Here is a 25,713-nt window from a genome sequence, read left to right on the forward strand (position 1 = left end):
AAAGCCGCTGGCCTCGAGCATTTCGCTCGAGGCCAGCGGCTTTTTTGTTGTCCGTCACTTCTCGTTCACGTTCTGCGACCACTATCCGGGGCATGGGCACAGTTGCAATGCTGCAGGCCGCAGGAGTCGGCGCCGGTGATGAAGTGATCGTGCCGGCCTACGGCAACGCCGAGGTCGCCGAGGCCGTCGTGCGGGCCGGGGCCGCTCCCGTCTTCGCGGACATCGACCCGGACACCTACTGCATCGATCCCTCACATGTCATGGACTGTGTGACCGAGCGGACCGCGGCCGTCGTCGCCGTCCATCGCTTCGGGCACAAGGCCGACGTCGCTCGGCTGCAAGAGGTCGGGCGGAAGCACGGGCTGCTCGTCCTCGAACAGGGCGAGACCGAGCAGCCGTTCCGTGAAGTGGCCCAACGGCAGGCGCACGCCGCCTACTTGAGCGGGCGACTCAACGGCGTACGGACGCCCGCAGGTGGCGCCGGGCACTCGTACCAGCAGTACGTGGTGCGCGTCCCCGGGAACGGGCGGCCGGACCGGGACGCCTTCGCCCGGGTGCTGCGCGGCAAGGGAGTCGACTGCAGTGTGCCGGTGAAGACCCCGGTCCACCGGATGCCGGCCTTCCGGCGCGACGTGGTGCTGCCGGAGACGGAGCGGGCCGCCGACGAGACGCTGGCGCTGCCGGTCGACGCGCACATGTCGCGGCGACAGCTGCAGCGGCTCGTGACGACCTGCAATGCCCTCGGTGGTCTGCTGCAGCCCGCCTTCTGATCAAGTCCCCTTGCCATGAGCATTCCTCGTCCGCGTTCACTGGGGGCCGTACAGGCCGCCACGGATAGCAGCAGCGCGGTCAGCAAGGTTGTGCCTCGACGTGTCCGCGCGCGGGAGAGTGGCAGGCGGTTCGGGAGAGCCCCAACTTCAGGTATGATCTATTTCGTTGCTGCGGGGGAAACCCCGAGAGCGACAGGCCCCTATAGCTCAGTCGGTAGAGCGTCTCCATGGTAAGGAGAAGGTCAGCGGTTCGATTCCGCTTGGGGGCTCAGGAATTGAGGCCCCCGCCCTGGATCAGGGCGGGGGCCTTTTTCGTTTCTCCCCCGCCCCTCCCGGCCCGTCAGTCGTGGTGCAGGCCGGGAACGCGCATCGTCAGGATCGCCATGTCGTCGGACGGGGCGTCCGCGGCGAAGCGCTCCACCGCGCGCATGATGCGGGCGGCCACCGCGCCGGCCGTCAGGCCCGTACACGTGGAGAGGACCTCGGCGAGGCCGTCGTCGCCGAGCATGCGGCTGCCCTCGCGGCGCTCCGTGATGCCGTCCGTCACGCAGAGCAGGACGTCACCCGGGTCGAGCGTCATCGTCTGCTCGTACAGCTCCAGGTCGTCCATCACTCCGAGCAGCGGCTGCGGTTCCGCGTACGGCTCCACCGTGCCGTTCTGGCGGAGGCGGAGGGGGAGCGGGTGGCCGGCGCAGACCATCTTGAGGACCGCCGAGCCGTCCTCCTGTGGCCACAACTCGCCGTAGAGCAGCGTCAGGAAGCGGCTGCGGGCGCCCTCGTCGAGGATCGCCGCGTTCAGACGCTCCAGGACCGCCGGACCGCCGAAGCCCTCGCGGGCCAGCAGGCGCAGGGCGTGGCGGGCGAGGCCCGTGACGGCCGCGGCCTCCGGGCCCGTGCCGCAGACGTCGCCGATCGCGAACCCGTACGCGCCGTCGCGGATGGGGAACAAGTCGTAGAAGTCGCCGCCCACTTCGTTGCCCTCGCCCGCCGCGCGGTAGATGACCTCGACCTCGACGCCCGGGACGTTCGGGAGCTCGGGCGGGAGGAGGCTGCGCTGGAGGGACTGGCTGATCGCCATGCGCTCCGAGTACAGGCGGGCGTTGTCGAGGGCGAGGGCCGCGCGGCGGCTCAGGTCCTCGGCCAGCTCCAGGATCTCCTGGCGGAAGTGCTCGTCCGTGGGCTTGCCGAGCGTCAGCATGCCGATGACGCGGTTGCGGGCCACCAGGGGGAGGACGACCGTCTCGCCGCCTACTGCCGATGCCGTCTGCAACGTGGTGCCGATGCCGGAGCTGACGCTGGCCGGTTCGCCGAGGCCCAGGCTGCGCATGGACGTACGGAGAGCCGCCTGATGGGCCGCCTCCGCGGGCGCCGGCCACACGCGGGCGCCCGGGGTCGGGACCGGGTCCGGGGGCGCGATCTTGGAGAGGAGGGCCTTCAGGCCGTCGATGCGCTCCTCGTCCTCGTGCAGGACGTAGGAGAGGTAGGGCTCGGAGGCCTGGTCGGCGATCGTGTAGACCGCGCACCACGTGGCCAGCGTCGGGACCGTCATCTGCGCCATGAGCGCGAGGGTCTGGTCCCGGTCGAGCGTGCCGGCCAGGAGGTCGGAGGCCTCGACGAGGAAGCTGAGCGAGCCGCGGCGGAGCTTCTCCAGCTCGCCGAGACGGGCCGACTCCACGGCCAGGGCGATCCGGTCCGCCGCGAACTGGAGGCGCAGGGCCTCCTCGTTCGAGTAGCGGTCGGGGGACTCCGCCGCGACGCCGAGCGAGCCCGTGAGGCGGCCTTCCACCTTGAGGGGCACGGTGACCACCGAGCGCATGCCGGTGCCGCTCAACAGGGGGACGGCGCCCGGGACCTGGGTGAGGTCCTCGTGCACGGCGGGCATCCGGGCCGAGCCGTAGCGGCCGGGGCCGACCTCGACGGGGACGCGGGCGAAGCGCTGGCGGGCGGAGGGGAGGCCGGTCGACGCGCGGACCTCCAGTTCCGTCTCGTCGTCCGTGGCCAGGAGCAGGAACGCGGAGTCGCCGTCGAGCATGTCGCGGGCGCGCTCCACCGTGCGCTGCAGGAGGCCGTCGAGGTCGTCGGGGGCCGGGGAGCCGATGAAGACCTCGAAGGGGTCCGAGCCCTGGCTCTCCGCGTGGGCGCCGGTGTCGGAGGCGGGTCCGCGCAGCGGGGTCTGGAGGACGGCGCGCTCGTGGTCGCGGACGAGCAGGAGGACCGTGGACGGGGAGCCGTCGGTGTCGCGGACCCGGAGGTGCGAGGCGTAGACCGGGGTCACCCGGCCGCTGGCGCCGCGGATGCCGTAGCTGCCTTCCCAGCGCGAGAGTTGGAGCGCGTCGGCGATGCCCGTGCTGATGCCGGGGGTGTGCGGCCAGGCGGCGAAGTCCGTGAGGGGCTTGCCGGAGACCTGCTCGGCCGCGTAGCCGAAGAGGTGCTCCGCGTCCTCGTTCCAGGAGGTGATCGCGCCGGTCTTGTCGATCTGGACGACGGCGACGCGGACGTGCTCGTCGGCGAGGGGGAGGAGGTCCGTGGGGAGCACGGGGCCCGCCGTGCGGGTGCCCACCGAGCGCTCCGGCAGGTCGAGTTGGAACCAGACCTGCTTGTGCGTGGCCGAATAGTCGACGCCCCAGCGGCCCGCGAGCGCCGCGCAGAGCTGGAGGCCGCGGCCGCCCTCCCGGTCGGGGCTGCCCATGTTGATCGCCGCCGACTGGAGCGGGATCTCCCGCTCCGGATAGCGGTCGGAGACCTCGATGCGGACGTGGTCGTCACTGCGCAGACACAGAACTTCCGCAGATGTGCCCGCGTGAACCACGGCATTTGTCACGAGTTCGCTGGTCAGGACCACCGCATCGTCGATGATGTCGGAGTGGCCCCATCCTTGGAGGGTGTCGCGCACGAAGGACCGGGCGGTCGCGACGGATCGCCCGACCGGTTCGAAGGTGGCAGCCGCGCGCGCGGTGATCACAGAACTCCCTGTACGAGTTGTACTCGCTGTACGAGTGTCGAGGCCCAGGTCTCCCGTACCCATGTCTCGGCCGCCCCTCCGATGCCCGCTCGTTTTCCGCCACCGCCCAGGCCGGGCGGACCGGGGTGGGTGGACAGCCGCATGCAAGGTTACTTACCTTCGCCGTCCATGCGGATGCCGGTCGCCAGTGTTTCCGCCCGGAGGGTGTGCGGACGGTGTGCGAAGCTGCCGAACTGTTATGGCCTGGTTCAGCCATGGTGAAACACTGGGCAAGCTTCCGATGAGGACGCATCGAAAAGCCGGTGCGGCGGTAGAAGCGAATCCGAGCACTCGATCAACCGGATCAACCCGAGCAGTACAGGTCGACCCCTGCGGGAGGGACACAGTGGAGTCTGGCGCAGCGACGCGGGGCAAGAAAGCGCGCGCAGAAGGCGGACAGTCCCTGGCGAAACAGCGCAAATCGCGCAACGGCAGTGGCACGACGACCGTCGACACCGCGGCGCTGAACCGCCTTCTCGCCGGTCTGGTGGCGATGCGGGACGGCAACTTCCGCAAGCGCCTGACGGTCAACGGCGACGGCGTCATGGCCGAGATCGCTGCCGTCTTCAACGAGGTGGCGGACCGGAACCTGCATCTGACGGGTGAGCTGTCGCGGGTGCGGCGCATGGTCGGCCGCGAGGGGAAGCTGACCGAGCGGCTGGAGTCGGGCGCCTGCGAGGGCTCCTGGGCGGCCGCCATCAACGCGTCGAACGCCCTGGTCGACGACCTCGTGCGGCCGGTGTCCGAGGTCAGCCGGGTGCTCACGGCGGTCGCCGAGGGTGATCTGTCGCCCCGGATGGAGCTGCGGGCGCAGGTGCCGGAGGGGGCCGGGCATCCGCTGCGCGGCGAGTTCCTCAAGGTCGGGCGGACGGTCAACAATCTGGTCGACCAGCTCTCCACCTTCACGGACGAGGTCACGCGGGTGGCCAGTGAGGTGGGTACCGAGGGCAAGCTCGGTGGGCAGGCGCGGGTGCGCGGGATGTCCGGTTCGTGGAAGGACCTCACGGATTCGGTCAATACGATGGCGTACCGGCTGACCGCCCAGGTGCGTGACATTGCTCTCGTCACCACGGCGGTGGCCAAGGGCGACTTGTCCCGCAAGGTCACGGTTCACGTCGCGGGCGAGATGCTCGAGCTCAAGAACACCGTGAACACGATGGTGGACCAGCTGTCGTCCTTCTCCTCCGAGGTCACGCGCGTGGCCCGGGAGGTCGGCACGGAGGGTGAGCTCGGCGGACAGGCGCAGGTGCCCGGTGTGGCCGGCGTGTGGAAGGACCTCACCGATTCGGTGAACCTCATGGCCGGCAACCTCACGGCCCAGGTGCGCGGGATCGCCCAGGTCACCACGGCCGTGGCGAACGGCGATCTGACCCAGAAGGTCACGGTGTCGGCGCGCGGCGAGGTCGCGCAGCTCGCCGAGACCATCAACCAGATGACCGAGACGCTGCGGACCTTCGCGGACGAAGTGACGCGCGTGGCCAACGAGGTCGGGGCCGAGGGCCAGCTGGGCGGGCAGGCCAACGTGCCGGGCGCGGCCGGTACCTGGAAGGACCTCACCGACTCCGTCAACACGGTCTTCCGGAACCTGACGACGCAGGTGCGCGACATCGCGACGGTCACGACGGCCGTGGCGAACGGTGACCTCTCGCAGAAGGTCACCGTCGACGTGGCCGGCGAGATGCTGGAGCTGAAGAACACCGTCAACACGATGGTCGACCAGCTGTCGGCCTTCGGTTCCGAGGTCACCCGGGTGGCCCGGGAGGTCGGCGTCGAGGGTGAGCTCGGCGGGCAGGCGCTGGTGGTGGGGGCCGCCGGTACGTGGAAGGACCTCACCGACTCGGTGAACACGGCCTTCCGCAACCTCACCGGTCAGGTGCGCAACATCGCGCAGGTGACGACGGCCGTGGCGAACGGTGACCTCTCGCAGAAGGTCACCGTCGACGTGTCCGGCGAGATGCTCCAGCTGAAGAACACCGTGAACACGATGGTGGACCAGCTGTCGAGCTTCGCCGACCAGGTGACCCGTATGGCGCGCGACGTGGGCACGGAGGGCCGCCTCGGCGGGCAGGCCCGCGTGGACGGCGTGAGCGGTACCTGGAAGGAGCTCACCGACTCCGTCAACTTCATGGCCGGAAACCTGACGTCACAGGTGCGGCAGATCGCTCAGGTCACCACGGCCGTGGCGCGCGGTGACCTGTCGCAGAAGATCGACGTGGACGCGCGCGGCGAGATCCTGGAGCTGAAGAACACCATCAACACGATGGTCGACCAGCTCTCCGCCTTCGCCGACCAGGTGACCCGCGTGGCCCGCGAGGTGGGCACGGAGGGCCGCCTCGGCGGTCAGGCGCAGGTGCCCGGCGTCGCCGGCGTGTGGCGGGATCTGACGGATTCCGTGAACGGCATGGCCGGAAACCTCACGGCCCAGGTGCGCAACATCGCGCAGGTCGCCACCGCGGTGGCGCGCGGTGACCTGTCGCAGAAGATCGACGTGGACGCGCGCGGCGAGATCCTGGAGCTGAAGAACACCCTCAACACGATGGTGGACCAGCTGTCGGCCTTCGCCGAGCAGGTGACGCGGGTGGCCCGCGAGGTGGGTACGGACGGCATCCTCGGCGGACAGGCCGAGGTGCAGGGTGTGTCGGGTACGTGGAAGGACCTGACGCAGTCCGTGAACGGCATGGCGAACAACCTCACCCTTCAGGTGCGGAACATCGCCGAGGTCACGACGGCCGTGGCGCGCGGCGACCTCTCCAAGAAGATCACCGTCGACGCCAAGGGCGAGATCCTCGAACTCGTCACCACGGTGAACACGATGGTCGACCAGCTGTCGTCGTTCGCCGAGCAGGTGACCAGGGTGGCCCGTGAGGTGGGCACCGAGGGTCAACTGGGCGGTCAGGCGCGGGTTCCGGGTGTCACGGGCATCTGGAAGGAACTCAGCGACAACGTCAACCTGATGGCCAACAACCTGACCAGCCAGGTGCGCAACATCTCGCAGGTCGCCTCCGCGGTCGCCAACGGCGACCTGACCCGTACGGTCACGATCGAGGCGCGGGGCGAGGTCGCCCAGCTCGCCGACACGTTCAACACCATGGTGCGGACGCTGAGTTCGTTCGCCGACCAGGTCACCAAGGTGGCCCGTGAGGTGGGTACGGACGGCATCCTCGGCGGCCAGGCCCGCGTCCCCGGCGTGTCCGGTACGTGGAAGGACCTCACCGAGTCCGTGAACGGCATGGCCTCGAACCTCACGGGCCAGGTGCGCAACATCGCGATGGTCACGACGGCCATCGCCAAGGGCGACCTGACCAAGAAGATCGACATCGACGCGCGCGGCGAGATCCTCGAACTGAAGACGACGATCAACACGATGGTCGACCAGCTGTCCTCGTTCGCCGAGGAGGTCACCCGGGTCGCCCGCGAGGTGGGCACGGAGGGCCAGCTGGGCGGCCAGGCGCGGGTGCGCGACGTGGACGGCACCTGGCGCGACCTGACCGAGTCCGTGAACGAGATGGCCGGGAACCTGACCCGTCAGGTGCGCGCCATCGCGGCCGTCGCCACCGCGGTGACCCGCGGCGACCTCAACCTCAAGATCGACGTCGACGCCGCGGGCGAGATCCAGGTCCTCCAGGACAACATCAACAAGATGATCTCGAACCTGCGGGACACCACGATCGCCAACGAGGAGCAGGACTGGCTCAAGGGCAACCTGGCCCGTATCTCCGGCCTCCTCCAGGGCCGCCGCGACCTCGACGACGTCGCCTCGCTCACGATGAGCGAACTGACGCCGGTCGTCTCGGCGCAGCACGGCGCCTTCTTCGTGGCCATGCCGCTGGACGACGGGGCCGACGCGGCGGGCGGCGACGAGGACGCGTACGAGCTGCGCATGCTCGGCAGCTACGGCTACTCGATGGGGTCCATGCCGACCTCCTTCCGGCCCGGCGAGACGCTCATCGGGACGGCCGCGCAGGAGCGGCGCACGATCCTCGTGGACAACGCGCCCAGCGGCTACCTGAAGATCGCCTCGGGGCTCGGTGAGGCGCCTCCGGCGCAGGTCATCGTGATCCCGGTGCTCTTCGAGGGCACGGTGCTCGGCGTGATCGAGCTGGCGTCCTTCACGCCGTTCACGCAGATCCAGAAGGACTTCCTGGGCCAGATCGCGGAGATGATCGCGACGAGCGTCAACACCATCTCCGTCAACACCAAGACGGAGGTGCTGCTGAAGCAGTCGCAGGAGCTGACCGAGCAACTCCGGGAACGCTCCGGCGAGTTGGAGAGCCGGCAGAAGGCCCTCCAGGCGTCCAACGCGGAGCTGGAGGAGAAGGCCGAACTGCTCGCCCAGCAGAACCGCGACATCGAGGTGAAGAACACCGAGATCGAAGAGGCGCGGCAGGTCCTGGAGGAGCGCGCCGAGCAGCTCGCCGTGTCGATGCGGTACAAGAGCGAGTTCCTCGCCAACATGTCGCACGAGCTGCGTACGCCGCTCAACTCGCTGCTGATCCTCGCCAAGCTGCTCGCCGACAACGCCGACGCGAACCTCACCCCCAAGCAGGTCGAGTTCGCCGAGACGATCCACGGCGCGGGCTCCGACCTGCTCCAGCTGATCAACGACATCCTGGACCTGTCGAAGGTCGAGGCGGGCAAGATGGACGTCTCGCCGACGCGCATCGCGCTGGTGCAGCTGGTCGACTACGTGGAGGCCACGTTCCGGCCGCTGACCGCGGAGAAGCAACTCGACTTCTCCGTACGGGTGTCGCCGGAGCTGCCCACCACGCTGCACACCGATGAGCAGCGCCTCCTCCAGGTGCTGCGCAACCTCCTCTCCAACGCGGTGAAGTTCACCGACTCCGGAGCCGTCGAGCTCGTCATCAGGCCGGCCGGCGCGGACGTGCCCAACGCGATCCGTGAACAGCTCCTGGAAGCGGGCTCGTTGCGGGACGCGGACGGCGATCTGATCGCCTTCTCCGTGACCGACACCGGCATCGGCATCGCGGCCAGCAAGATGCGCGTCATCTTCGAGGCGTTCAAGCAGGCCGACGGGACGACCAGCCGCAAGTACGGCGGCACCGGCCTCGGGCTCTCCATCAGCCGGGAGATCGCCCGGCTGCTGGGCGGCGAGATCCACGCGGCGAGCGAGCCGGGCCGCGGCTCGACGTTCACGCTGTACCTGCCGCTGCACCCGAGCGAACTGCCGCCCCAGGGTTACGCACAGCTCGCCCCGACCATCGAGCCGGGGGAGCGACTTGCCCTCGACGCGGCGCCGGAGCCGGCCGACGTGGAGACCCCGGCGGAGGTGAAGTCCTACCAGGAGACCCAGCACGGTCCGGCCGCGCTCTTCAGGCGCCGCCGCAAGCAGGCGGCGCCGGACCCGAGGCCGGCCCTCCCCGGGCAGCCGGCGGCGGCCCAGGAGCGTGCGGAGGAGCACTGGGAGACCGCGGCGGAGAGTACGCCGAAGACCCGGCGCGGCTTCCAGTTCGGCGGCGAGAAGGTCCTCATCGTCGACGACGACATCCGCAACGTCTTCGCGCTCACCAGCGTCCTGGAGCAGCACGGCCTGTCGGTCCTGTACGCCGAGAACGGGCGGGAGGGCATCGAAGTCCTGGAGCAGCACGACGACGTGACGGTCGTCCTGATGGACATCATGATGCCGGAGATGGACGGCTACGCGACGACGACGGCGATCCGCAGGATGCCGCAGTTCGCCGGGCTCCCGATCATCGCGCTCACCGCGAAGGCGATGAAGGGCGACCGGGAGAAGGCGATCGAGTCCGGTGCGTCCGACTACGTCACGAAGCCGGTCGATCCGGATCATCTGCTGTCTGTGATGGAGCAGTGGATGCGCGGTGAGTGACCAGAAACCGGAATATTCACGCGGAGTTGCTGACTGAGTGTGGCCGTAGCCGTGTAGAAGTGCGGTATTCGGGGAACCTTCTGGTCTCCCACTGCGTTTCTGCTACGTGCACAGTGACATCGCGGTGACAGGGTGTGGCGACAGGCGGGGTGCGGCTACCATGACCGGCACAAGGACGGGCGGCGCAAGGGAGTCGTTCCCCGGGGCGGCGAAAGGAGCCTCCCCGAGTCCTGCGGACAGGGGCGGCCCCATGCCGGGGCGAGGAGGGCGGGCCATGGTGCAGAAGGCCAAGATCCTCCTGGTCGATGACCGGCCGGAGAATCTGCTGGCGCTGGAGGCCATCCTCTCCGCGCTCGATCAGACGCTGGTGCGGGCATCGTCCGGGGAGGAAGCGCTCAAAGCACTGCTCACGGACGACTTCGCGGTCATTCTGCTGGACGTTCAGATGCCAGGAATGGACGGTTTCGAAACCGCCGCGCACATCAAGCGCCGGGAGCGGACACGGGACATCCCGATCATCTTCCTCACCGCGATCAACCACGGTCCGCACCACACGTTCCGTGGGTACGCGGCGGGCGCGGTGGACTACATCTCCAAGCCGTTCGACCCGTGGGTGCTGCGCGCGAAGGTCTCGGTCTTCGTGGAGCTGTACATGAAGAACTGCCAACTCCGGGAGCAGGCGGCGCTGCTGCGCCTCCAGCTGGAGGGTGGCGCCAAGCCCGTCGGGGACTCCAAGGAGCCCGCGGGGCTGCTCGCCGAGCTGTCGGCGCGGCTCGCGGCGGTCGAGGAGCAGGCGGAGGCGCTGTCGAAGCAGCTCGACGACGACTCGGCGGACGCGGCCGCGGTCGCGACGGCCGCGCACCTCGAGCGCAAACTCACCGGACTGCGCAGGGCCCTTGACGCCCTGGAGCCCGGGGCCGGGAGCGGCGCGCCGTCCCTGCCGTCGCAGAACTGAGCGGCGGACCGGGCTTTGATGCGGCGTCAGTTCACCTGACATCGGAGCGCGACACGAACGGGTGAAGCGGTAGGCACACGTGTCCCCGGTGGCCTCCCCCGGTAACCTCACACCCATGGCCTCACGTCCCGCAGCCAAGAAGACGCCCGCGAAGAAGGCGGCCGCGCCGACCAAGGCTCCGGCGAAGAAGGCCCCTGCGAAGAAAGCTCCCGCGAAGAAGACCGCGGCGAAGAAGGCGCCCGCCAAGAAGGCCGCCGCGAAGAAGCCGGCGCCCAAGCCGGCGCCCAACCCCACGGGGGGCCTGTACAAGCTCGTACGCGCCCTGTGGCTCGGCGTCGCGCACAGCGTGGGAGCGATGTTCCGCGGCATAGGGCGTGGCGCGAAGGGGCTCGATCCGGCGCATCGCAAGGACGGACTGGCGCTGCTGCTGCTCGGCGTCGCGCTGATCTGCGCGGCCGGTACCTGGTCCAATCTCCGCGGGCCGGTCGGCGACCTCGTCGAGATGCTGGTGACCGGCGCGTTCGGGCGGCTCGACCTGCTCGTACCGCTGCTGCTCGGCATCATCGCCGTGCGCCTCATCCGGCACCCCGAGAAGCCCGAGGCCAACGGCCGCATCGTCATCGGCCTCTCCGCGCTCGTCGTCGGCGTGCTCGGCCAGGTCCACATCGCGTGCGGATCACCCGCCAGGGACGACGGCATGCAGGCCATAAGGGACGCCGGCGGACTCATCGGCTGGGCCGCCGCGACGCCGCTCAGCTTCACCATGACCGAGGTGCTCGCGGTCCCGCTGCTGGTCCTGCTCACCGTCTTCGGCCTGCTCGTGGTCACCGCGACGCCCGTCAACGCCATCCCGCAGCGGCTGCGGCTGCTCGGCGTGAAGCTCGGCGTCGTGCACGACGACGCGGTGGCCGAGGAGGGCGCCGACGCGGACGAGTACGACGAGGAGTGGCGCGAGGCCACGCCGGTGCGCGCCAGGCGGCGCTCCGCGGCCCCGGAGGCCTACGACCCCGACCGCATAGAGGAAGACGCCCTCTCGAAGCGGCGCAGGCCCCGGCGCACGTCCGTGCAGCCCGCCATGGACCGGCCGATGGACGCCGTGGACGTGGCCGCCGCCGCTGCCGCCGCGCTCGACGGGGCCGTGCTGCACGGCATGCCGCCCTCGCCGCTCGTCGCCGACCTCACCCAGGGCGTCGGCGCGGAGCGCGGCGAGAGCACGGGGGAGGCGCCCGCGCCGGAGCGCACGGCGCCGGTACCGACGGCCCGCGCCCGCAAGGCCCAGCCGGCCGCTCCGGAGCCCGAGCCGACCCCCTCGCGGCTCAACGTGCCCGACCTGACCAAGTCCGCGCCCGACGACGTACGGGACCTGCCGCCGCGCGCCGAGCAGCTGCAGCTCGCCGGGGACATCACGTACGCGCTGCCCTCGCTCGACCTGCTCACCAGGGGCGGGCCCGGCAAGTCGCGCAGCGCCGCCAACGACGCCGTCGTCGACTCGCTGTCGAACGTCTTCACCGAGTTCAAGGTCGACGCCGCCGTCACCGGCTTCACCCGCGGCCCGACGGTCACGCGCTACGAGGTCGAGCTCGGCCCCGCCGTGAAGGTCGAGAAGATCACGGCGCTCGCGAAGAACATCGCCTACGCCGTGGCGTCCCCCGACGTCCGGATCATCAGCCCCATCCCCGGCAAGTCCGCGGTCGGCATCGAGATCCCGAACACCGACCGCGAGATGGTCAACGTCGGCGACGTGCTGCGCCTGGCGGACGCCGCCGAGGACGACCACCCGATGCTGGTCGCGCTCGGCAAGGACGTCGAGGGCGGCTACGTGATGGCGAACATCGCGAAGATGCCGCACATCCTCGTCGCCGGCGCCACCGGCTCAGGAAAGTCGTCCTGCATCAACTGCCTCATCACCTCGATCATGGTGCGGGCGACCCCCGAGGACGTCCGGATGGTCCTCGTCGACCCCAAGCGCGTCGAGCTGACGGCGTACGAGGGGATTCCGCACCTCATCACGCCGATCATCACCAACCCCAAGCGGGCCGCCGAGGCCCTCCAGTGGGTCGTGCGCGAGATGGACCTGCGCTACGACGACCTGGCGGCCTTCGGCTACCGGCACATCGACGACTTCAACCAGGCGATCCGCGACGGCAAGCTCAAGACGCCCGAGGGCAGCGAGCGGGAGCTGAAGCCCTACCCGTACCTGCTGGTGATCGTCGACGAGCTCGCCGACCTGATGATGGTCGCGCCGCGGGACGTGGAGGACGCCATCGTCCGCATCACGCAGCTCGCGCGTGCGGCGGGCATCCACCTGGTGCTGGCCACGCAGCGCCCGTCGGTCGACGTCGTGACCGGTCTGATCAAGGCGAACGTGCCGTCCCGGCTCGCCTTCGCCACCTCCTCGCTCGCCGACAGCCGCGTCATCCTCGACCAGCCCGGCGCCGAGAAGCTCATCGGCAAGGGCGACGGGCTCTTCCTGCCCATGGGCGCGAACAAGCCGACCCGTATGCAGGGCGCCTTCGTCACCGAGGACGAGATCCACGCCGTCGTGCAGCACTGCAAGGACCAGATGGCGCCCGTCTTCCGCGAGGACGTCGTCGTCGGCACCAAGCAGAAGAAGGAGATCGACGAGGACATCGGCGACGACCTGGAGCTGCTGTGCGCGGCCGCCGAGCTGGTCGTCTCGACCCAGTTCGGCTCGACCTCCATGCTCCAGCGCAAGCTGCGCGTGGGCTTCGCGAAGGCCGGGCGCCTCATGGACCTCATGGAGTCCCGGAGCATCGTCGGACCGAGCGAGGGTTCGAAGGCTCGTGACGTTCTTGTGAAACCCGATGAGCTGGATGGAGTGCTCGCGGTGATCCGCGGGGAGGCTCAGTCCTAGACGTTCTGATCTCGTTATCACTCGTAAGGGCGGCGGGGGCAACCGTTTCCCTTTCGAGTACGTCAAGTTGAGGGAGGGGACGGATCGCAGTCCCACCATCAGGATGTCGGGCCATTCTGATGGCGTACAAAGTCCGACCGCCCGGTTGCCCCACCCTTTCGTACCCCCCCTAGACTGAACCTCCAGCAGGTGGCTACACGCTCGAAAGGCGCCCCCGTGTCCATCGGCAACTCCCCTGAAGACGACCGCCCTTCGGAAGACCGCATCCCGCACGCGGACGACGACCGGCCGTCGATCGGACGTGTCCTGCAACAGGCACGGATCGACGCGGGTCTCACCGTCGACGAGGTCAGCCAGTCGACCCGGGTGCGCATCCCGATCGTGCACGCCATCGAGCAGGACGACTTCTCCCGCTGCGGTGGCGACGTGTACGCCCGCGGGCACATCCGCACGCTCGCGCGTGCCGTGGGTGTCGACCCCGAACCCCTGCTCGAGCAGTACGGGGCCGAGCACGGCGGGCGGCCCGCGCCCACCCCGGCCACGCCGCTGTTCGAGGCCGAGCGCATCCGCTCCGAGCCCCGCAGGCCCAACTGGACCGCCGCCATGGTCGCCGCGATCGTCGCGGTCATCGCCTTCGTCGGCTACACCGCGGTGAACGGCGGGGACGACGGCGGCGACAAGCAGCAGGCCGCCGAGGGCCCCACGCCCGCCACCAGCAAGGCGACGAGCCCGAAGCCCAGCCCCAGCACCAAGAAGCCCGCCGATCCGAAGCCGGACCCGTCGGACAGCGCCATCGCGGCCGCGCCCCGGGACAAGGTCACCGTCAAGATCAACGCGGCGGACGGGCGCAGCTGGATCTCCGCGAAGGACCACAACGGCCGGATCATGTTCGACGGGCTGCTCGAACAGGGCCAGTCGAAGACGTTCCAGGACAACCAGAAGATCGACCTCGTGCTCGGTGACGCGGGCGCCATCCAGCTGTTCGTGAACGGCAAGCAGGTCGAGGACGAGTTCCAGCCCGGCCAGGTCGAGCGGCTCACGTACACGAAGGGTGACCCGGAGGTCGGATGACCTCGGCGATCCTTCGGTAACCCTCGCGGCGAGGGCTGTCGGTGGAACGAAGTAGTCTTGAGTCCATGCCCAAACGCCGTACCGTCGCACTCGTCACCCTTGGCTGCGCCCGTAACGAGGTGGACTCGGAGGAGCTCGCAGGCCGCTTGGAGGCGGACGGCTGGGAGCTCGTCGAGGACGCCGAGTCCGCCGATGTCGCCGTCGTGAACACCTGTGGCTTCGTCGAGGCCGCCAAGAAGGACTCCGTCGACGCCCTCCTCGAAGCCAATGACCTCAAGGGCCACGGCCGGACGCAGGCCGTCGTCGCCGTCGGCTGCATGGCCGAGCGGTACGGCAAGGAGCTCGCCGAGGCGCTGCCCGAGGCCGACGGCGTGCTCGGCTTCGACGACTACGAGGACATCTCCGGTCGCCTCCAGACCATCCTCTCCGGCGGCAGCGTGGAGGCCCACGCCCCGCGCGACCGCCGCAAGCTGCTGCCGATCAGCCCGGCCGAGCGCCAGGAGGCGGGATCCGGGATCGCGCTGCCCGGCCACGCGCCGGTGGACCTGCCGGACGGGCTCGCGCCCGCGTCCGGGCCGCGCGCGCCGCTGCGCCGCCGGCTCGACGGGGCGCCCGTCGCCTCCGTGAAGCTGGCCTCCGGCTGCGACCGGCGCTGCTCGTTCTGCGCCATCCCGTCGTTCCGCGGTTCGTTCATCTCGCGGCGGCCCTCGGACGTGCTCAACGAGACGCGGTGGCTCGCCGAGCAGGGCGTCAAGGAGGTCATGCTGGTCTCCGAGAACAACACGTCGTACGGCAAGGACCTGGGAGACATCCGTCTCCTGGAGTCGCTGCTGCCCGAGCTCGCCGGTGTCGACGGGATCGAGCGGGTGCGCGTCAGCTACCTGCAGCCCGCCGAGATGCGCCCCGGACTCATCGACGTCCTGACGGGCACCGACAAGGTCGTCCCGTACTTCGACCTCTCCTTCCAGCACTCGGCGCCGGGCGTGCTGCGCGCGATGCGCCGCTTCGGGGACACCGACCGGTTCCTGGAGCTGCTCGACACCATTCGGAGCAAGGCCCCGCAGGCCGGTGTCCGGTCGAACTTCATCGTGGGCTTCCCCGGCGAGTCCGAGGCCGACCTCGGCGAGCTGGAGCGCTTCCTGAACGGCGCGCGGCTGGACGCCATCGGCGTCTTCGGGTACTCCGACGAGGAGGGCACGGAAGCGGCGACGTACGAGAACAAGCTCGACGAGGACGTCGTCGCGCAGCGCCTCGCGCACATCTCGCGCCTGGCCGAGCAGCTGGTGTCGCAGCGGGCCGAGGACCGTCTCGGCGAGACCGTCGAGGTGCTCGTCGAGTCCGTGGACCTGTCCGAGGACGGGGACGGGGTCGTCGGCCGCGGCGCGCACCAGGCGCCCGAGACGGACGGACAGGTGCGGCTCCTGGGCGGCGCGGGTCTGACCGTCGGCCGTATGGTCGAGGCAAAGGTGGTCGGGACCGAGGGCGTCGACCTCGTCGCCGAGCCGCTCGACAGTTCTGAGGAGGCGGGCAGATGACCGGAGTGCCGGCATCCGCTGCCGGCGGCACCGGTAGGCCGGCGCCCGGCGGCAAGCTGGGCACTGCGGCCGTTCCCCAGGCCGGCCTGTGGAACATCGCCAACATCCTGACCATGGTGCGGCTGCTGCTCGTGCCGCTCTTCGTCGTCCTGATGCTGATGGACGGCGGGTACGACCCGGTGTGGCGGGCGTGGGCGTGGGCGGCGTTCGCCGTCGCCATGATCACGGACGTCTTCGACGGACATCTGGCGCGGACGTACAACCTGGTCACCGACTTCGGGAAGATCGCCGACCCCATCGCCGACAAGGCGATCATGGGGGCGGCGCTGATCTGTCTCTCCTCGCTCGGTGATCTGCCGTGGTGGGTCACCGGCGTGATCCTCGGGCGTGAGCTGGGCATCACGCTGCTCCGCTTCGTGGTGATCCGGTACGGGGTCATCCCGGCCAGCCGCGGCGGCAAGATGAAGACCCTCGCGCAGGGCACCGCCGTGGGCATGTACGTACTGGCCCTGACCGGGCCGCTCGCGACGTTCCGGTTCTGGGTGATGGCGGTCGCCGTCGTGCTCACCGTGGTCACCGGGCTCGACTACGTGCGGCAGGCGATCGTGCTGCGCCGGGCCGGACTGGCCGAGGCGCAGGCCGCCGCGGCCGTCTCGCAGGCCGCCTCGGAGGCGGCCGAGAAGTGACCCACGAGGCTGCCGAGGCGCTGCGGCTGTTGACGGAGCGGGGGGAGACCCTTGCCGTCGCCGAGTCGCTGACCGGTGGTCTGGTGGCCGCGGAGCTGGTGGCCGTGCCCGGAGCCTCGAAGGCCTTCCGCGGATCCGTCACCGCGTACGCCACCGAGCTCAAGCACAAGGTCCTCGGCGTGGACGACGCTCTGCTCGCCGCGCACGGGCCCGTCCACCCCGAGGTCGCGCTGCAGATGGCGGCGGGTGTGCGGGAGGCGCTGGGCGCCGACTGGGGGATCGCCACGACCGGCGTCGCCGGGCCGGAACCCCAGGACGGCCGGCCGGTGGGGACCGTCTTCGTCGCCGTGCAGGGACCCGGAGCGGTGGCTTCCGGGAGTGCGCCGAATTTCGCTGGTAGCCGCAAAGTGCTCGAGCTGCGGTTGAACGGCGAGCGGACGGAAATCCGTATGGAGAGTGTACGGAGCGTGCTCAGGCTGCTCACGGAAGAGCTGGTCGGAGGGCTTTCCGGCGAACGTACTGGGAATGAACGGGCACAGGATACGGAACAGAACGGGGGGTTTTGATGTTTACAGCCCTGAGTGAACACGACATCGCTCCCCGCACGGCCGCGGCGCGAGGCGGTACGGTGGGGCGTGAAGGATGCGGCTACGCGGTCCGAGGAGGGAGCCACCGATGATTCTGCTCCGTCGCCTGCTGGGTGACGTGCTGCGTCGGCAGCGCCAGCGCCAGGGCCGTACTCTGCGCGAAGTCTCCTCGTCCGCCCGAGTCTCGCTCGGCTATCTCTCCGAGGTGGAGCGGGGGCAGAAGGAGGCTTCCTCCGAACTGCTCTCCGCGATCTGCGACGCGCTTGACGTACGGATGTCCGAGCTGATGCGCGAGGTGAGCGACGAGCTCAGCCTCGCCGAGCTGGCCGAGTCGGCAGCAGCGGTCCCGTCGGAACCGGTGCCCGCACCGGTTCGCCCGATGCTGGGTTCAGTCTCCGTGACCGGCGTCCCGCCGGAACGGGTGACGATCAAGGCGCCTGCGGAGGCGGTCGACGTCGTAGCGGCGTAGCGCCTGCGCTCAGCGTGTGATGTGGGGAAGGCCCCCGGCCGATCGATCGGCCGGGGGCCTTCTGCTGTCCGCTTGCCGGGGGCTTTCTGCTGTCCGCTTCAGGACCTTGGTCCACGGCCTTGGCCCTGGGATGTCCGTAATAGTTCAGGTGTGCCATCGTTGGTGATGGTTTTGTTGATGGTGGTTTCTCAACGGAGGTGACGGATGTACGTCGTGAAGAGCCCGCTGTCCGATGCTGACCTGAAGACCGTGTCCGAGGCGCTGCAGGGCGCCCTCGTCGACCTCGTGGACCTCTCGCTGGTGGCGAAGCAGGTCCACTGGACGGTGGTCGGCCCCCGGTTCAGGTCGGTGCACCTTCAGCTCGACGAGGTCGTGGACACGGCGCGGCTGCACTCCGACACGGTGGCCGAGCGTGCCTCGACGCTGGGTGTCCCGCCGGACGGCCGCGCGAAGACGGTCGCGGCCACCAGCGGTATCGGTGCCGTTCCCGACGGCTGGGTCGAGGACGGGGACGCGGTGGGGACGCTGGTGGACGCGCTCGGCGCCGTGATCACCCGGATGCGGGAACGGATCGAGGCGACCGGTGAGGCGGACCCGGTGAGCCAGGACATCTTCATCGCCGTCACGGCCGACCTGGAGAAGCACCACTGGATGTTCCAGGCGGCGAACGGCAGCTGAGGCGGCCGGGTGGCCTTCGCGGGGGCGCGTCACGCGGTCATGGCGCGCCCCTTGCGCGCCCTGTCGGAGGAAATGACGTGCGCTTAGCGTCGAGGGCGGTGCCCGAGGCAGGCGGAGGTGAGCGGTCGGTGGCTTGGCGGATGGCGCGCTGGATACCGGCCGTGCTGCTCGGGGCGCTGTGGTGGTGGGGTGTGCTGCGGCTGGCGTTCGCGCCGGACGCGGGGGCGTTCGAGGGGGCCGTCGCGGCCGGGGGCTGGGGGTTGAGTCTGCTGCCCGTGCACGCGCTGCCCAAGTCGCGGGCGGCCGGGGTGGCCGGGGCGCCGGGGCGGCATGGTGCGCGGCGGGTGCGGGTCAGGGCGCTGCGGGCGGGGCGGGAGGCCGGGGGCGGTCTGGGGCGGCAGGTCACCACGGCATGGCGACGCCGCCGTTCGGGCGGAGGATCTGGCCCGTCGTGAAGGCGGCGGCGTCCGAGGCGAGGTGCAGCACCGCGTGGGCGATCTCCTCGGGCTCCCCGACCCGGCCGAGCGGGGACATGCGCACCATGAGGGATTCCGTGTGCTCCTGGACCCGGTCGCCGTGGCGGGTCGTCATCGGGGTGCGGATCCAGCCGGGCGCGACCGCGTTGACGCGGATGCCGTGCGGGCCCACTTCCGTGGCGAGCGTCTTCGTGAGCTGGACGACGGCCGCCTTGGCCACGCCGTAGCAGAGCAGTCCGGGGCCGCCGGTGTCGACGGCGCCCGAGGCCATCGTGACGATGCTGCCGCGGGTGCCGGCCGCGATCATCGTGCGGGCCGCCTCCTGACAGGCGTAGAGCACGCCCTTGAAGTTGATGGCGAGTACCCGGTCGAGGTCCTCGTCGCGGGTCTCCAGGACCGGGCTGCTGTGCATGATCCCGGCGACGGCGGCCATGATGTCGAGGCTGCCGGTGGTCGCGCCGGCCGCGGCGATCGCCTCGGTGAGCTGGGCGCGGTCGCTCACGTCCAGGGTGTGGGTGTGGGCCGTGCCGCCGCCCTCTTTGACGAGGGCCGCCGTCTCGTGCAGGCCCTGTGCGTCGCGGTCCGCGCAGTGGACGGTGGCGCCGGCTTCGGCGAGCAGCACGGCCGAGGCGCGGCCGATGCCGCTCGCCGCGCCGGTGACGAATGCGGTGCGTCCGGTGAGGTCGTACGCCTTGACGGGCATGAGGGGACCGTACGAGCTTTTCTGACGGATCGTCAATTGTCTTGCGGGGGTTGGTCGGTCGACTGTTCCGCGGGGGCCGGGCGGGGCGTGGGGACGGTGGTGCCGCTACGGCGTGGGGGACGGGCCCGACTGGCAGGTGGGGCACCAGTAGGTGGGGCGTTCACGGGAGCCGTCGCCCTGGTCGGCCAGCCGGATCGGGGTGCGGCAGCGCAGACAGGGACGCGGGGCGCGGCCGTACACGTACAGGCGCTCGTCGGGGCGGGGGCGGCCCGTCGTGACGCGGGCCGGGCGGTCGCGGTTGGCCTCCAGGAGCTTCTTGGCGAGCAGCGGGAGGCGGTCGGCGGACTCGGGCGGCAGCTCGCCGACCGGGAGCCACGGGGTGGCCCGCAGGAGGAAGCAGAGCTCGGACTTGTAGACGTTGCCGATGCCCGCGAGGTTGCGCTGGTCGAGGAGGGCCTCGCCGAGGGGGCGGGCGGGGTCCGCGAGGAGGTTGCGCAGGGCCCGGTCCGGGTCCCAGTCGGGGCCGAGCAGGTCGGGGCCCAGGTGGCCGACGGCCTTGAACTCCTCGCTGGTGCGCAGCAGTTCCAGCACGGGCAGCCGGTAGCCCACCGCCGTGTGCGCGTCGTTGGCCAGGATCGCCCGGATCTGGTGCGTGGGGCCGCCGCGCCAGCGCTCGCCCGGCGCGTAGATCTTCCAGGAGCCGTCCATCCGCAGGTGCGAGTGGAGCGTGAGGCCGCCCTCGACGCGGGTCAGCAGGTGCTTGCCGCGCGGGGTCACGTCCAGGACGGTGCGGCCGGTCAGATCGGCCGTGGCGAACTGGGGTACGCGCAGGTCGGAGCGGGTGAGCACCTGGCCCGCGAGGGCGCTGTGCAGTCGCTTCGCGGCCTGTAGGACCGTGTCTCCTTCGGGCATGGGGCAAGGGTAGGCGGTGGGGCCGGGGCGTTGGGCGGGGCTGAGGCGGGGTGTGGGTGGCGGCGGGCCGTGTCGGGCGTGGTGGCGTGCCGTGGTGCTGCGGGCGGCGTGGTGGCGTGCCGTGGTGCTGTGCGCGGCGCGGTGGCGTGTGGTGCTGTGCGCGGCGTGGGGGTGCGCGCGGTGTGGGGGTGCGCGCGGTGTGGTGTCGTGCCGTGGTGCGCGCGACGTCGCTGTGTGTCGTGGCGCTGTGCGCGGCGTGGTGTCGTGCCGGGGCGCGCGCGACGTCGCTGCGAGTCGTGGTGCTGTGCGCGGCGTGGTGGCGTGTGGTGCTGGGCGCGGCGTGGGGGTGCGCGCGGTGTGGTGTCGTGCCGTGGTGCGTGCGACGCCGGCGTCGGGGCGTCACGCGCGCAGGCGCAGGCCGCGCGGGGTCGCGTGGAAACCGGCTCCTTCCAGGAGGGAGGCGTACGGCGAGGTGAGCGCCGCCGTGCCGTTGATCCGCTCGACCGTGATCGTGCCGAGCGCGCCGGAGCGGGCCGCGTCGGCGAGGGCGCCGGCGGCGGCGGGCAGCCGCGGGTCGTCCATGAGCTGGGCGGCGGTCGGGTCGGGCACGGCCGTCGTCGTGTCCGGGGTGGGCCAGGCCAGGAGCGTCTTGCCGCCGCGCTCCATGTAGAGCGTCAGCTCGCCGTCGACCAGGACCACCAGGGAACCCGCCTTGCGGCCCGGCTTGTGGCCCGCGCCCGTGGGCGGCTCGGGCCAGGTCAGGGCCGCGCCGTAGGCATTGGCCGGGTCGGCGGCGGCCAGGACGAGGGCGCGGGTGCCGGTGGACTTCGCCGGGGCCGGGGCGTCGACCGGGGCGTACGGGTCCGGGGGTGCCGCACCCCGCTCCCGCGCGTTCGCCGCCGCGCGCAGGCGGTCCACCGCGCCGTCCATCGCGAACTGTGCCGCGCCGAGTCCCTCGACGACATAGCCGCGCCGCGCCTGACCGCTCTCCTCGAAGGCGGACAGGATCCGGTACGTCGCGGAGAAGCCGCCCTCGACGCCTTCGGCGGCCACCGCTCCCCGGGTGACCACACCGTGCCGGTCGAGGAGCGTGCGGGCCAGGGCGTGGGCGCGCACGGTCGGGTCCGGTTCGAGGGCGGGCAGCAGGGACCAGCGGCCGGCGACCGTGGGCGGGCCGGTGCGCGAGGTGGCCCTGGCCGCCGCGGTGAGGCTTCCGTAGCGCCCCCGGGGGACCGCCCGGCGGGCGCGGTGCGCGGTGGAGCCTGCGGTGCGGCCCGAGCCGAGGAGGGCGCGCATCGGGGCCAGCGTGTCGTTCGTGAGTCGACCCGACCAGGCCAACTCCCAGAGCGCGTCGGCCAGTTCGGGATCGGAGACTTCGGGGTGGGTGGTGGCGCGGACCTGGTCGGCGATCTGGCGGAAGAACAGGCCGTAGCCTCCGGAGAGGCTGTTCAGGACGGACTCGTGGAGCGCCGTGGGCTCCAGGGGGTGCGGGGGCGGCAGGAGCAGCGGGGCGGCGTCGGCCAGATAGAGGCTGACCCAGCCGTCCTTGCCGGGGAGCGAACCCGCCCCGGCCCACAACACCTCGCCGGACGCGGTCAGTTCGTCCAGCATCGCGGGCGCGTAGCCGGAGACGCGGGACGGCAGCACCAGCTTCTCCAGGGCGGAGGCGGGCACGGACGCGCCCTGCAGTTGCTCGATCGCGCGGACCAGGCCGTCGACCCCGCGCAGGCCGTGACCGCCCAAGTGCTGCCACTGGGGCAGGAACTGGGCCAGGGCGGCGGGCGGCACCGGCTCCAGCTCGTGCCGCAGCGCCGCGAGCGAGCGGCGGCGCAGACGGCGCAGGACCGTGGCGTCGCACCACTCCTGGCCGATGCCCGCCGGATGGAACTCGCCCTGGACGACGCGGCCGCTCGCGGCGAGGCGCTGGAGGGCACCCTCGGTGACCGCCGGGCCGAGGCCGAAGCGGGCCGCGGCCTGCGTGGAGGTGAACGGGCCGTGGGTGCGGGCGAACCGGGCCAGCAGATCGCCCAGCGGGTCCTTGACCGGCTCCGTGAAGGCCTCGGGGACGCCGACCGGGAGCGCCGTGCCGAGGGCGTCGCGCAGCCGGCCCGCGTCCTCGATCGCCGCCCAGTGGTCGCCGCCGGCGACGCGGACCCGGATGGCGCGCCGCGCGGCCGCCAGCTCCTGCGCCCAGCCGGGCTCGGCGCCGCGCTCGGCCAACTCGGCGTCGGTGAGCGGCCCGAGGAGGCGCAGCAGGTCCGCGACACCCTCGGCGTCCCTGACGCGACGGTCCTCCGTGCGCCACTGCAGCTCCTGCTCCAGCTCGGCCAGGACGTCCGCGTCGAGCAGCTCGCGCAGCTCCGCCTGGCCGAGCAGCTCGGCCAGGAGACGTGCGTCCAGGGACAGCGCCGCCGCGCGGCGCTCGGCGAGCGGGGAGTCGCCCTCGTACAGGAACTGCGCCACGTACCCGAACAGGAGCGAGCGGGCGAACGGTGACGCCTCCGGGGTGGTGACCTCGACGAGGCGGACCTTGCGGGCCTCGATGTCCCCCATCAGCTCGGCGAGCCCCGGTACGTCGAAGACGTCCTGGAGGCACTCCCGCACCGCCTCCAGGACGATCGGGAACGAGCCGAACTCGCTGGCCACTTCCAGCAGTTGGGCGGCACGCTGGCGCTGCTGCCACAGCGGGGTGCGCTTGCCCGGATTGCGCTTCGGGAGCAGCAGCGCGCGGGCGGCGCACTCGCGGAAGCGGGAGGCGAACAGGGCCGAGCCGCCCACCTGGTCGGTGACCAGCTGGTCCACGTCCCCCTTGTCGAAGGCGACGTCGGCCGCTCCGATGGGGGCCTGCTCGGCGTCGTACTCCGTGCCCTGCTTGGCGGGCTCCTGGTCGAGGAGGTCCAGGCCCATCAGGTCGGCATCGGGCAGGCGCAGCACGATGCCGTCGTCGGCGTGCATCACCTGGGCGTCCATGCCGTACTTCTCGCTGAGCCGAGCGCCGAGGGCGAGCGCCCACGGGGCGTGCACCTGCGCGCCGAACGGCGAGTGGACGACCACGCGCCAGTCGCCCAGCTCGTCCCGGAACCGCTCGACCACGATGGTCCGGTCGTCCGGGACGTGGCCGCACGCCTCCCGCTGCTCGGCCAGGTACGCCAGCACATTGTCCGCGGCCCAGGTGTCGAGGCCCGCGGAGGCGAGGCGCACGCGCGCGTCGTCGGGCTTCAGGGAGCCGATCTCGCGGAGGAACGCGCCCACCGCACGGCCCAGTTCGAGCGGGCGGCCCAGCTGGTCGCCCTTCCAGAACGGGAGGCGGCCGGGGACACCCGGGGCCGGGGAGACGAGGACGCGGTCGCGGGTGATGTCCTCGATGCGCCAGGAGCTGGTGCCGAGCGTGAAGACGTCCCCGACCCGGGACTCGTAGACCATCTCCTCGTCGAGCTCTCCTACGCGGCCGCCGCCCTTCTTGGGGTCGGCGCCCGCGAGGAAGACTCCGAAGAGGCCGCGGTCGGGGATCGTGCCCCCGGAGGTGACCGCCAGACGCTGTGCGCCGGGGCGGCCGGTGACGGTGCCGGCGACCCGGTCCCAGACCACGCGGGGCCGGAGCTCGGCGAAGGCGTCCGAGGGATAGCGGCCCGCCAGCATGTCGAGGACGCCGGTGAAGGCGGACTCGGGGAGGGACGCGAAGGGCGCCGCCCGGCGGACCAGGGCGAGGAGGTCGTCGACCTGCCAGGTGTCGAGCGCCGTGGTCGCCACCAGCTGCTGCGCGAGCACGTCCAGCGGGTTCGCCGGGACGCGGAGGGACTCGATGGAGCCCGACCGCATGCGCTCGGTGACGACCGCCGACTGGACCAGGTCCCCGCGGTACTTCGGGAACACCACACCCGTGGACACCGCGCCCACCTGGTGACCCGCCCGGCCCACGCGCTGCAGACCGGAGGCCACGGAGGGCGGCGACTCCACCTGGACGACGAGGTCGACCGCGCCCATGTCGATGCCCAGCTCGAGACTGGACGTGGCCACGACGGCCGGCAGCCGGCCCGCCTTCAGGTCCTCCTCGACCAGCGCGCGCTGCTCCTTGGAGACCGACCCGTGGTGGGCGCGCGCGATGACCGGGGGAGCTCCCGCCGCCGCACCGGAGCCGCCCATCAGCTCGGCCGGGGAGTGGTCCTCCGGGAGGGCCTCGCCGGTGGCGCGCTCGTACGCGATCTCGTTCAGCCTGTTGCACAGGCGCTCCGCCAGGCGGCGCGAGTTGGCGAACACGATCGTCGACCGGTGGGCCTCGATGAGGTCGGCGATGCGCTCCTCGACGTGCGGCCAGATCGAGGGGCGCTCCGCCCCCTGGTCGGAGTCGGCCACGGGGGAGCCGCCCAGCTCGGCCAGGTCCTCGACCGGGACGACGACCGACAGGTCGAACTCCTTGCCCGACGGCGGCTGGACGATCTCCACCCGGCGCTGCGGCGACAGGTACCGCGCCACCTCGTCCACCGGGCGGACCGTCGCCGACAGGCCGATCCGGCGGGCCGGGCGGGGCAGCAGCTCGTCGAGCCGCTCCAGGGAGAGGGCCAGGTGCGCGCCGCGCTTGGTGCCGGCCACCGCGTGGACCTCGTCCAGGATCACCGTCTCGATGCCGGTCAGCGCGTCGCGCGTGGCCGACGTCAGCATCAGGAACAGCGACTCCGGCGTCGTGATCAGGATGTCCGGCGGGCGGGTGGCCAGGGCGCGGCGCTCGGCGGGCGGGGTGTCGCCCGACCGGATGCCGACCTTCACCTCGGGCTCGGGCAGGCCGAGGCGGACGGCCTCCTGGCGGATCCCGGTGAGCGGGCTGCGCAGATTGCGCTCCACGTCGACCGCGAGGGCCTTCAAGGGCGACACGTACAGGACGCGGCAGCGCTTCTTCGGGTCGGCGGGCGGCGGGGTCGACGCGAGCTGGTCGAGGGCGGCGAGGAACGCGGCGAGTGTCTTGCCGGAGCCGGTCGGCGCGACGACCAGGACGTCCGAGCCCTCGCCGATCGCCTTCCACGCCCCGGCCTGCGCGGACGTGGGCGCGGGAAAGGCCCCCGTGAACCAGCCGCGGGTCGCGGGGGTGAATCCTTCGAGGGCGCTGTGGGCCCCCTGCCTGGGCCTGACCATGCCCCCATCCTGCACCCCACCAC

Annotated in this window: 15 protein-coding genes and 1 tRNA gene; 12 read left to right on the forward strand and 4 right to left on the reverse strand. The window is 71.4% G+C overall.

The genetic code is table 11. The features are described from left to right. Positions 1-107 precede the first annotated feature (107 nt). Together RBJ77_RS13260 and RBJ77_RS13265 are read left to right on the forward strand one after the other, a co-directional pair. The gene (locus tag RBJ77_RS13260; protein ID WP_372345454.1) at positions 108-770 is read left to right on the forward strand and encodes a DegT/DnrJ/EryC1/StrS family aminotransferase; all 663 of its coding nucleotides are present in this window, start codon (positions 108-110) and stop codon (positions 768-770) included. 196 nt (positions 771-966) lie between these two features. After that, a tRNA-Thr gene (locus tag RBJ77_RS13265) sits at positions 967-1,039 on the forward strand. Between the two features lie 71 nt (positions 1,040-1,110). Here the strand turns inward: RBJ77_RS13265 and RBJ77_RS13270 are convergent. Then, on the reverse strand, positions 1,111-3,732 hold the full coding sequence (locus tag RBJ77_RS13270; protein ID WP_255979863.1) for a SpoIIE family protein phosphatase: 2,622 nt from the start codon (positions 3,730-3,732) through the stop codon (positions 1,111-1,113). Positions 3,733-4,117: 385 nt separating this feature from the next. Here RBJ77_RS13270 and RBJ77_RS13275 point away from each other — a divergent pair, with 385 nt between their 5' ends. From RBJ77_RS13275 to RBJ77_RS13320, 10 genes are all read left to right on the forward strand, one after another. Further along, positions 4,118-9,616, forward strand: a complete 5,499-nt coding sequence (locus RBJ77_RS13275) for a HAMP domain-containing protein (protein WP_372345188.1) — start codon at positions 4,118-4,120, stop codon at positions 9,614-9,616. Between the two features lie 274 nt (positions 9,617-9,890). Beyond that, positions 9,891-10,571: a two-component system response regulator gene (locus RBJ77_RS13280; protein ID WP_372345189.1), complete on the forward strand. Its 681-nt coding sequence runs from the start codon at positions 9,891-9,893 to the stop codon at positions 10,569-10,571. Between the two features lie 115 nt (positions 10,572-10,686). After that, positions 10,687-13,446, forward strand: a complete 2,760-nt coding sequence (locus tag RBJ77_RS13285; protein WP_372345190.1) for a DNA translocase FtsK — start codon at positions 10,687-10,689, stop codon at positions 13,444-13,446. 216 nt (positions 13,447-13,662) lie between these two features. Further along, the gene (locus RBJ77_RS13290) at positions 13,663-14,517 is read left to right on the forward strand and encodes a helix-turn-helix domain-containing protein (RefSeq protein WP_372345191.1); all 855 of its coding nucleotides are present in this window, start codon (positions 13,663-13,665) and stop codon (positions 14,515-14,517) included. A gap of 65 nt (positions 14,518-14,582) precedes the next feature. Next, positions 14,583-16,052: a 30S ribosomal protein S12 methylthiotransferase RimO gene (gene rimO / locus RBJ77_RS13295; RefSeq protein ID WP_372345192.1), complete on the forward strand. Its 1,470-nt coding sequence runs from the start codon at positions 14,583-14,585 to the stop codon at positions 16,050-16,052. Then, positions 16,049-16,738: a CDP-diacylglycerol--glycerol-3-phosphate 3-phosphatidyltransferase gene (gene pgsA / locus RBJ77_RS13300; RefSeq protein WP_255979851.1), complete on the forward strand. Its 690-nt coding sequence runs from the start codon at positions 16,049-16,051 to the stop codon at positions 16,736-16,738. The genes rimO and pgsA overlap by 4 nt, the downstream gene beginning before the upstream one ends. Beyond that, entirely contained in the window at positions 16,735-17,304 is a 570-nt protein-coding gene (locus RBJ77_RS13305) for a CinA family protein (RefSeq protein WP_372345193.1), read from the forward strand. The genes pgsA and RBJ77_RS13305 overlap by 4 nt, the downstream gene beginning before the upstream one ends. A gap of 109 nt (positions 17,305-17,413) precedes the next feature. Beyond that, a complete protein-coding gene (locus RBJ77_RS13310; RefSeq protein WP_255979848.1) occupies positions 17,414-17,794 on the forward strand; it encodes a helix-turn-helix domain-containing protein in 381 nt (126 codons plus the stop codon). Between the two features lie 204 nt (positions 17,795-17,998). Then, a complete protein-coding gene (locus tag RBJ77_RS13315) occupies positions 17,999-18,472 on the forward strand; it encodes a Dps family protein (RefSeq protein ID WP_372345194.1) in 474 nt (157 codons plus the stop codon). A gap of 140 nt (positions 18,473-18,612) precedes the next feature. After that, the gene (locus tag RBJ77_RS13320; protein ID WP_372345195.1) at positions 18,613-18,927 is read left to right on the forward strand and encodes a hypothetical protein; all 315 of its coding nucleotides are present in this window, start codon (positions 18,613-18,615) and stop codon (positions 18,925-18,927) included. On the opposite strand, the gene RBJ77_RS13325 is transcribed toward RBJ77_RS13320, so the two are convergent. The 3 genes from RBJ77_RS13325 to RBJ77_RS13335 form a co-directional block, all read right to left on the reverse strand. Next, complete coding sequence (locus RBJ77_RS13325) at positions 18,875-19,651, reverse strand: SDR family NAD(P)-dependent oxidoreductase (protein ID WP_372345196.1); 777 nt, start codon at positions 19,649-19,651, stop codon at positions 18,875-18,877. The genes RBJ77_RS13320 and RBJ77_RS13325 overlap by 53 nt on opposite strands. Positions 19,652-19,756: 105 nt before the next feature. Next, a complete protein-coding gene (locus tag RBJ77_RS13330) occupies positions 19,757-20,563 on the reverse strand; it encodes an Fpg/Nei family DNA glycosylase (RefSeq protein ID WP_372345197.1) in 807 nt (268 codons plus the stop codon). Positions 20,564-20,962: 399 nt separating this feature from the next. Beyond that, the gene (locus RBJ77_RS13335; RefSeq protein WP_372345198.1) at positions 20,963-25,690 is read right to left on the reverse strand and encodes an ATP-dependent helicase; all 4,728 of its coding nucleotides are present in this window, start codon (positions 25,688-25,690) and stop codon (positions 20,963-20,965) included. Positions 25,691-25,713: the final 23 nt, after the last annotated feature.

This window comes from Streptomyces sp. KL116D (assembly GCF_030766975.1).
Lineage (GTDB): Bacteria > Actinomycetota > Actinomycetes > Streptomycetales > Streptomycetaceae > Streptomyces > Streptomyces longispororuber_A.

What these genes read in the sequence shown, in the direction of transcription:
- RBJ77_RS13260 (WP_372345454.1), top strand. Translation starts at nt 108, where the DNA reads ATGCTGCAGGCCGCAGGAGTCGGCGCCGGTGATGAAGTGATCGTGCCG.
- RBJ77_RS13280 (WP_372345189.1), top strand. Translation starts at nt 9,891, where the DNA reads ATGGTGCAGAAGGCCAAGATCCTCCTGGTCGATGACCGGCCGGAGAAT.
- RBJ77_RS13285 (WP_372345190.1), top strand. Translation starts at nt 10,687, where the DNA reads ATGGCCTCACGTCCCGCAGCCAAGAAGACGCCCGCGAAGAAGGCGGCC.
- rimO (WP_372345192.1), top strand. Translation starts at nt 14,583, where the DNA reads ATGCCCAAACGCCGTACCGTCGCACTCGTCACCCTTGGCTGCGCCCGT.
- pgsA (WP_255979851.1), top strand. Translation starts at nt 16,049, where the DNA reads ATGACCGGAGTGCCGGCATCCGCTGCCGGCGGCACCGGTAGGCCGGCG.
- RBJ77_RS13310 (WP_255979848.1), top strand. Translation starts at nt 17,414, where the DNA reads ATGATTCTGCTCCGTCGCCTGCTGGGTGACGTGCTGCGTCGGCAGCGC.
- RBJ77_RS13315 (WP_372345194.1), top strand. Translation starts at nt 17,999, where the DNA reads ATGTACGTCGTGAAGAGCCCGCTGTCCGATGCTGACCTGAAGACCGTG.
- RBJ77_RS13320 (WP_372345195.1), top strand. Translation starts at nt 18,613, where the DNA reads ATGGCGCGCTGGATACCGGCCGTGCTGCTCGGGGCGCTGTGGTGGTGG.
- RBJ77_RS13325 (WP_372345196.1), bottom strand. Translation starts at nt 19,651, where the DNA reads ATGCCCGTCAAGGCGTACGACCTCACCGGACGCACCGCATTCGTCACC.
- RBJ77_RS13330 (WP_372345197.1), bottom strand. Translation starts at nt 20,563, where the DNA reads ATGCCCGAAGGAGACACGGTCCTACAGGCCGCGAAGCGACTGCACAGC.
- RBJ77_RS13335 (WP_372345198.1), bottom strand. Translation starts at nt 25,690, where the DNA reads ATGGTCAGGCCCAGGCAGGGGGCCCACAGCGCCCTCGAAGGATTCACC.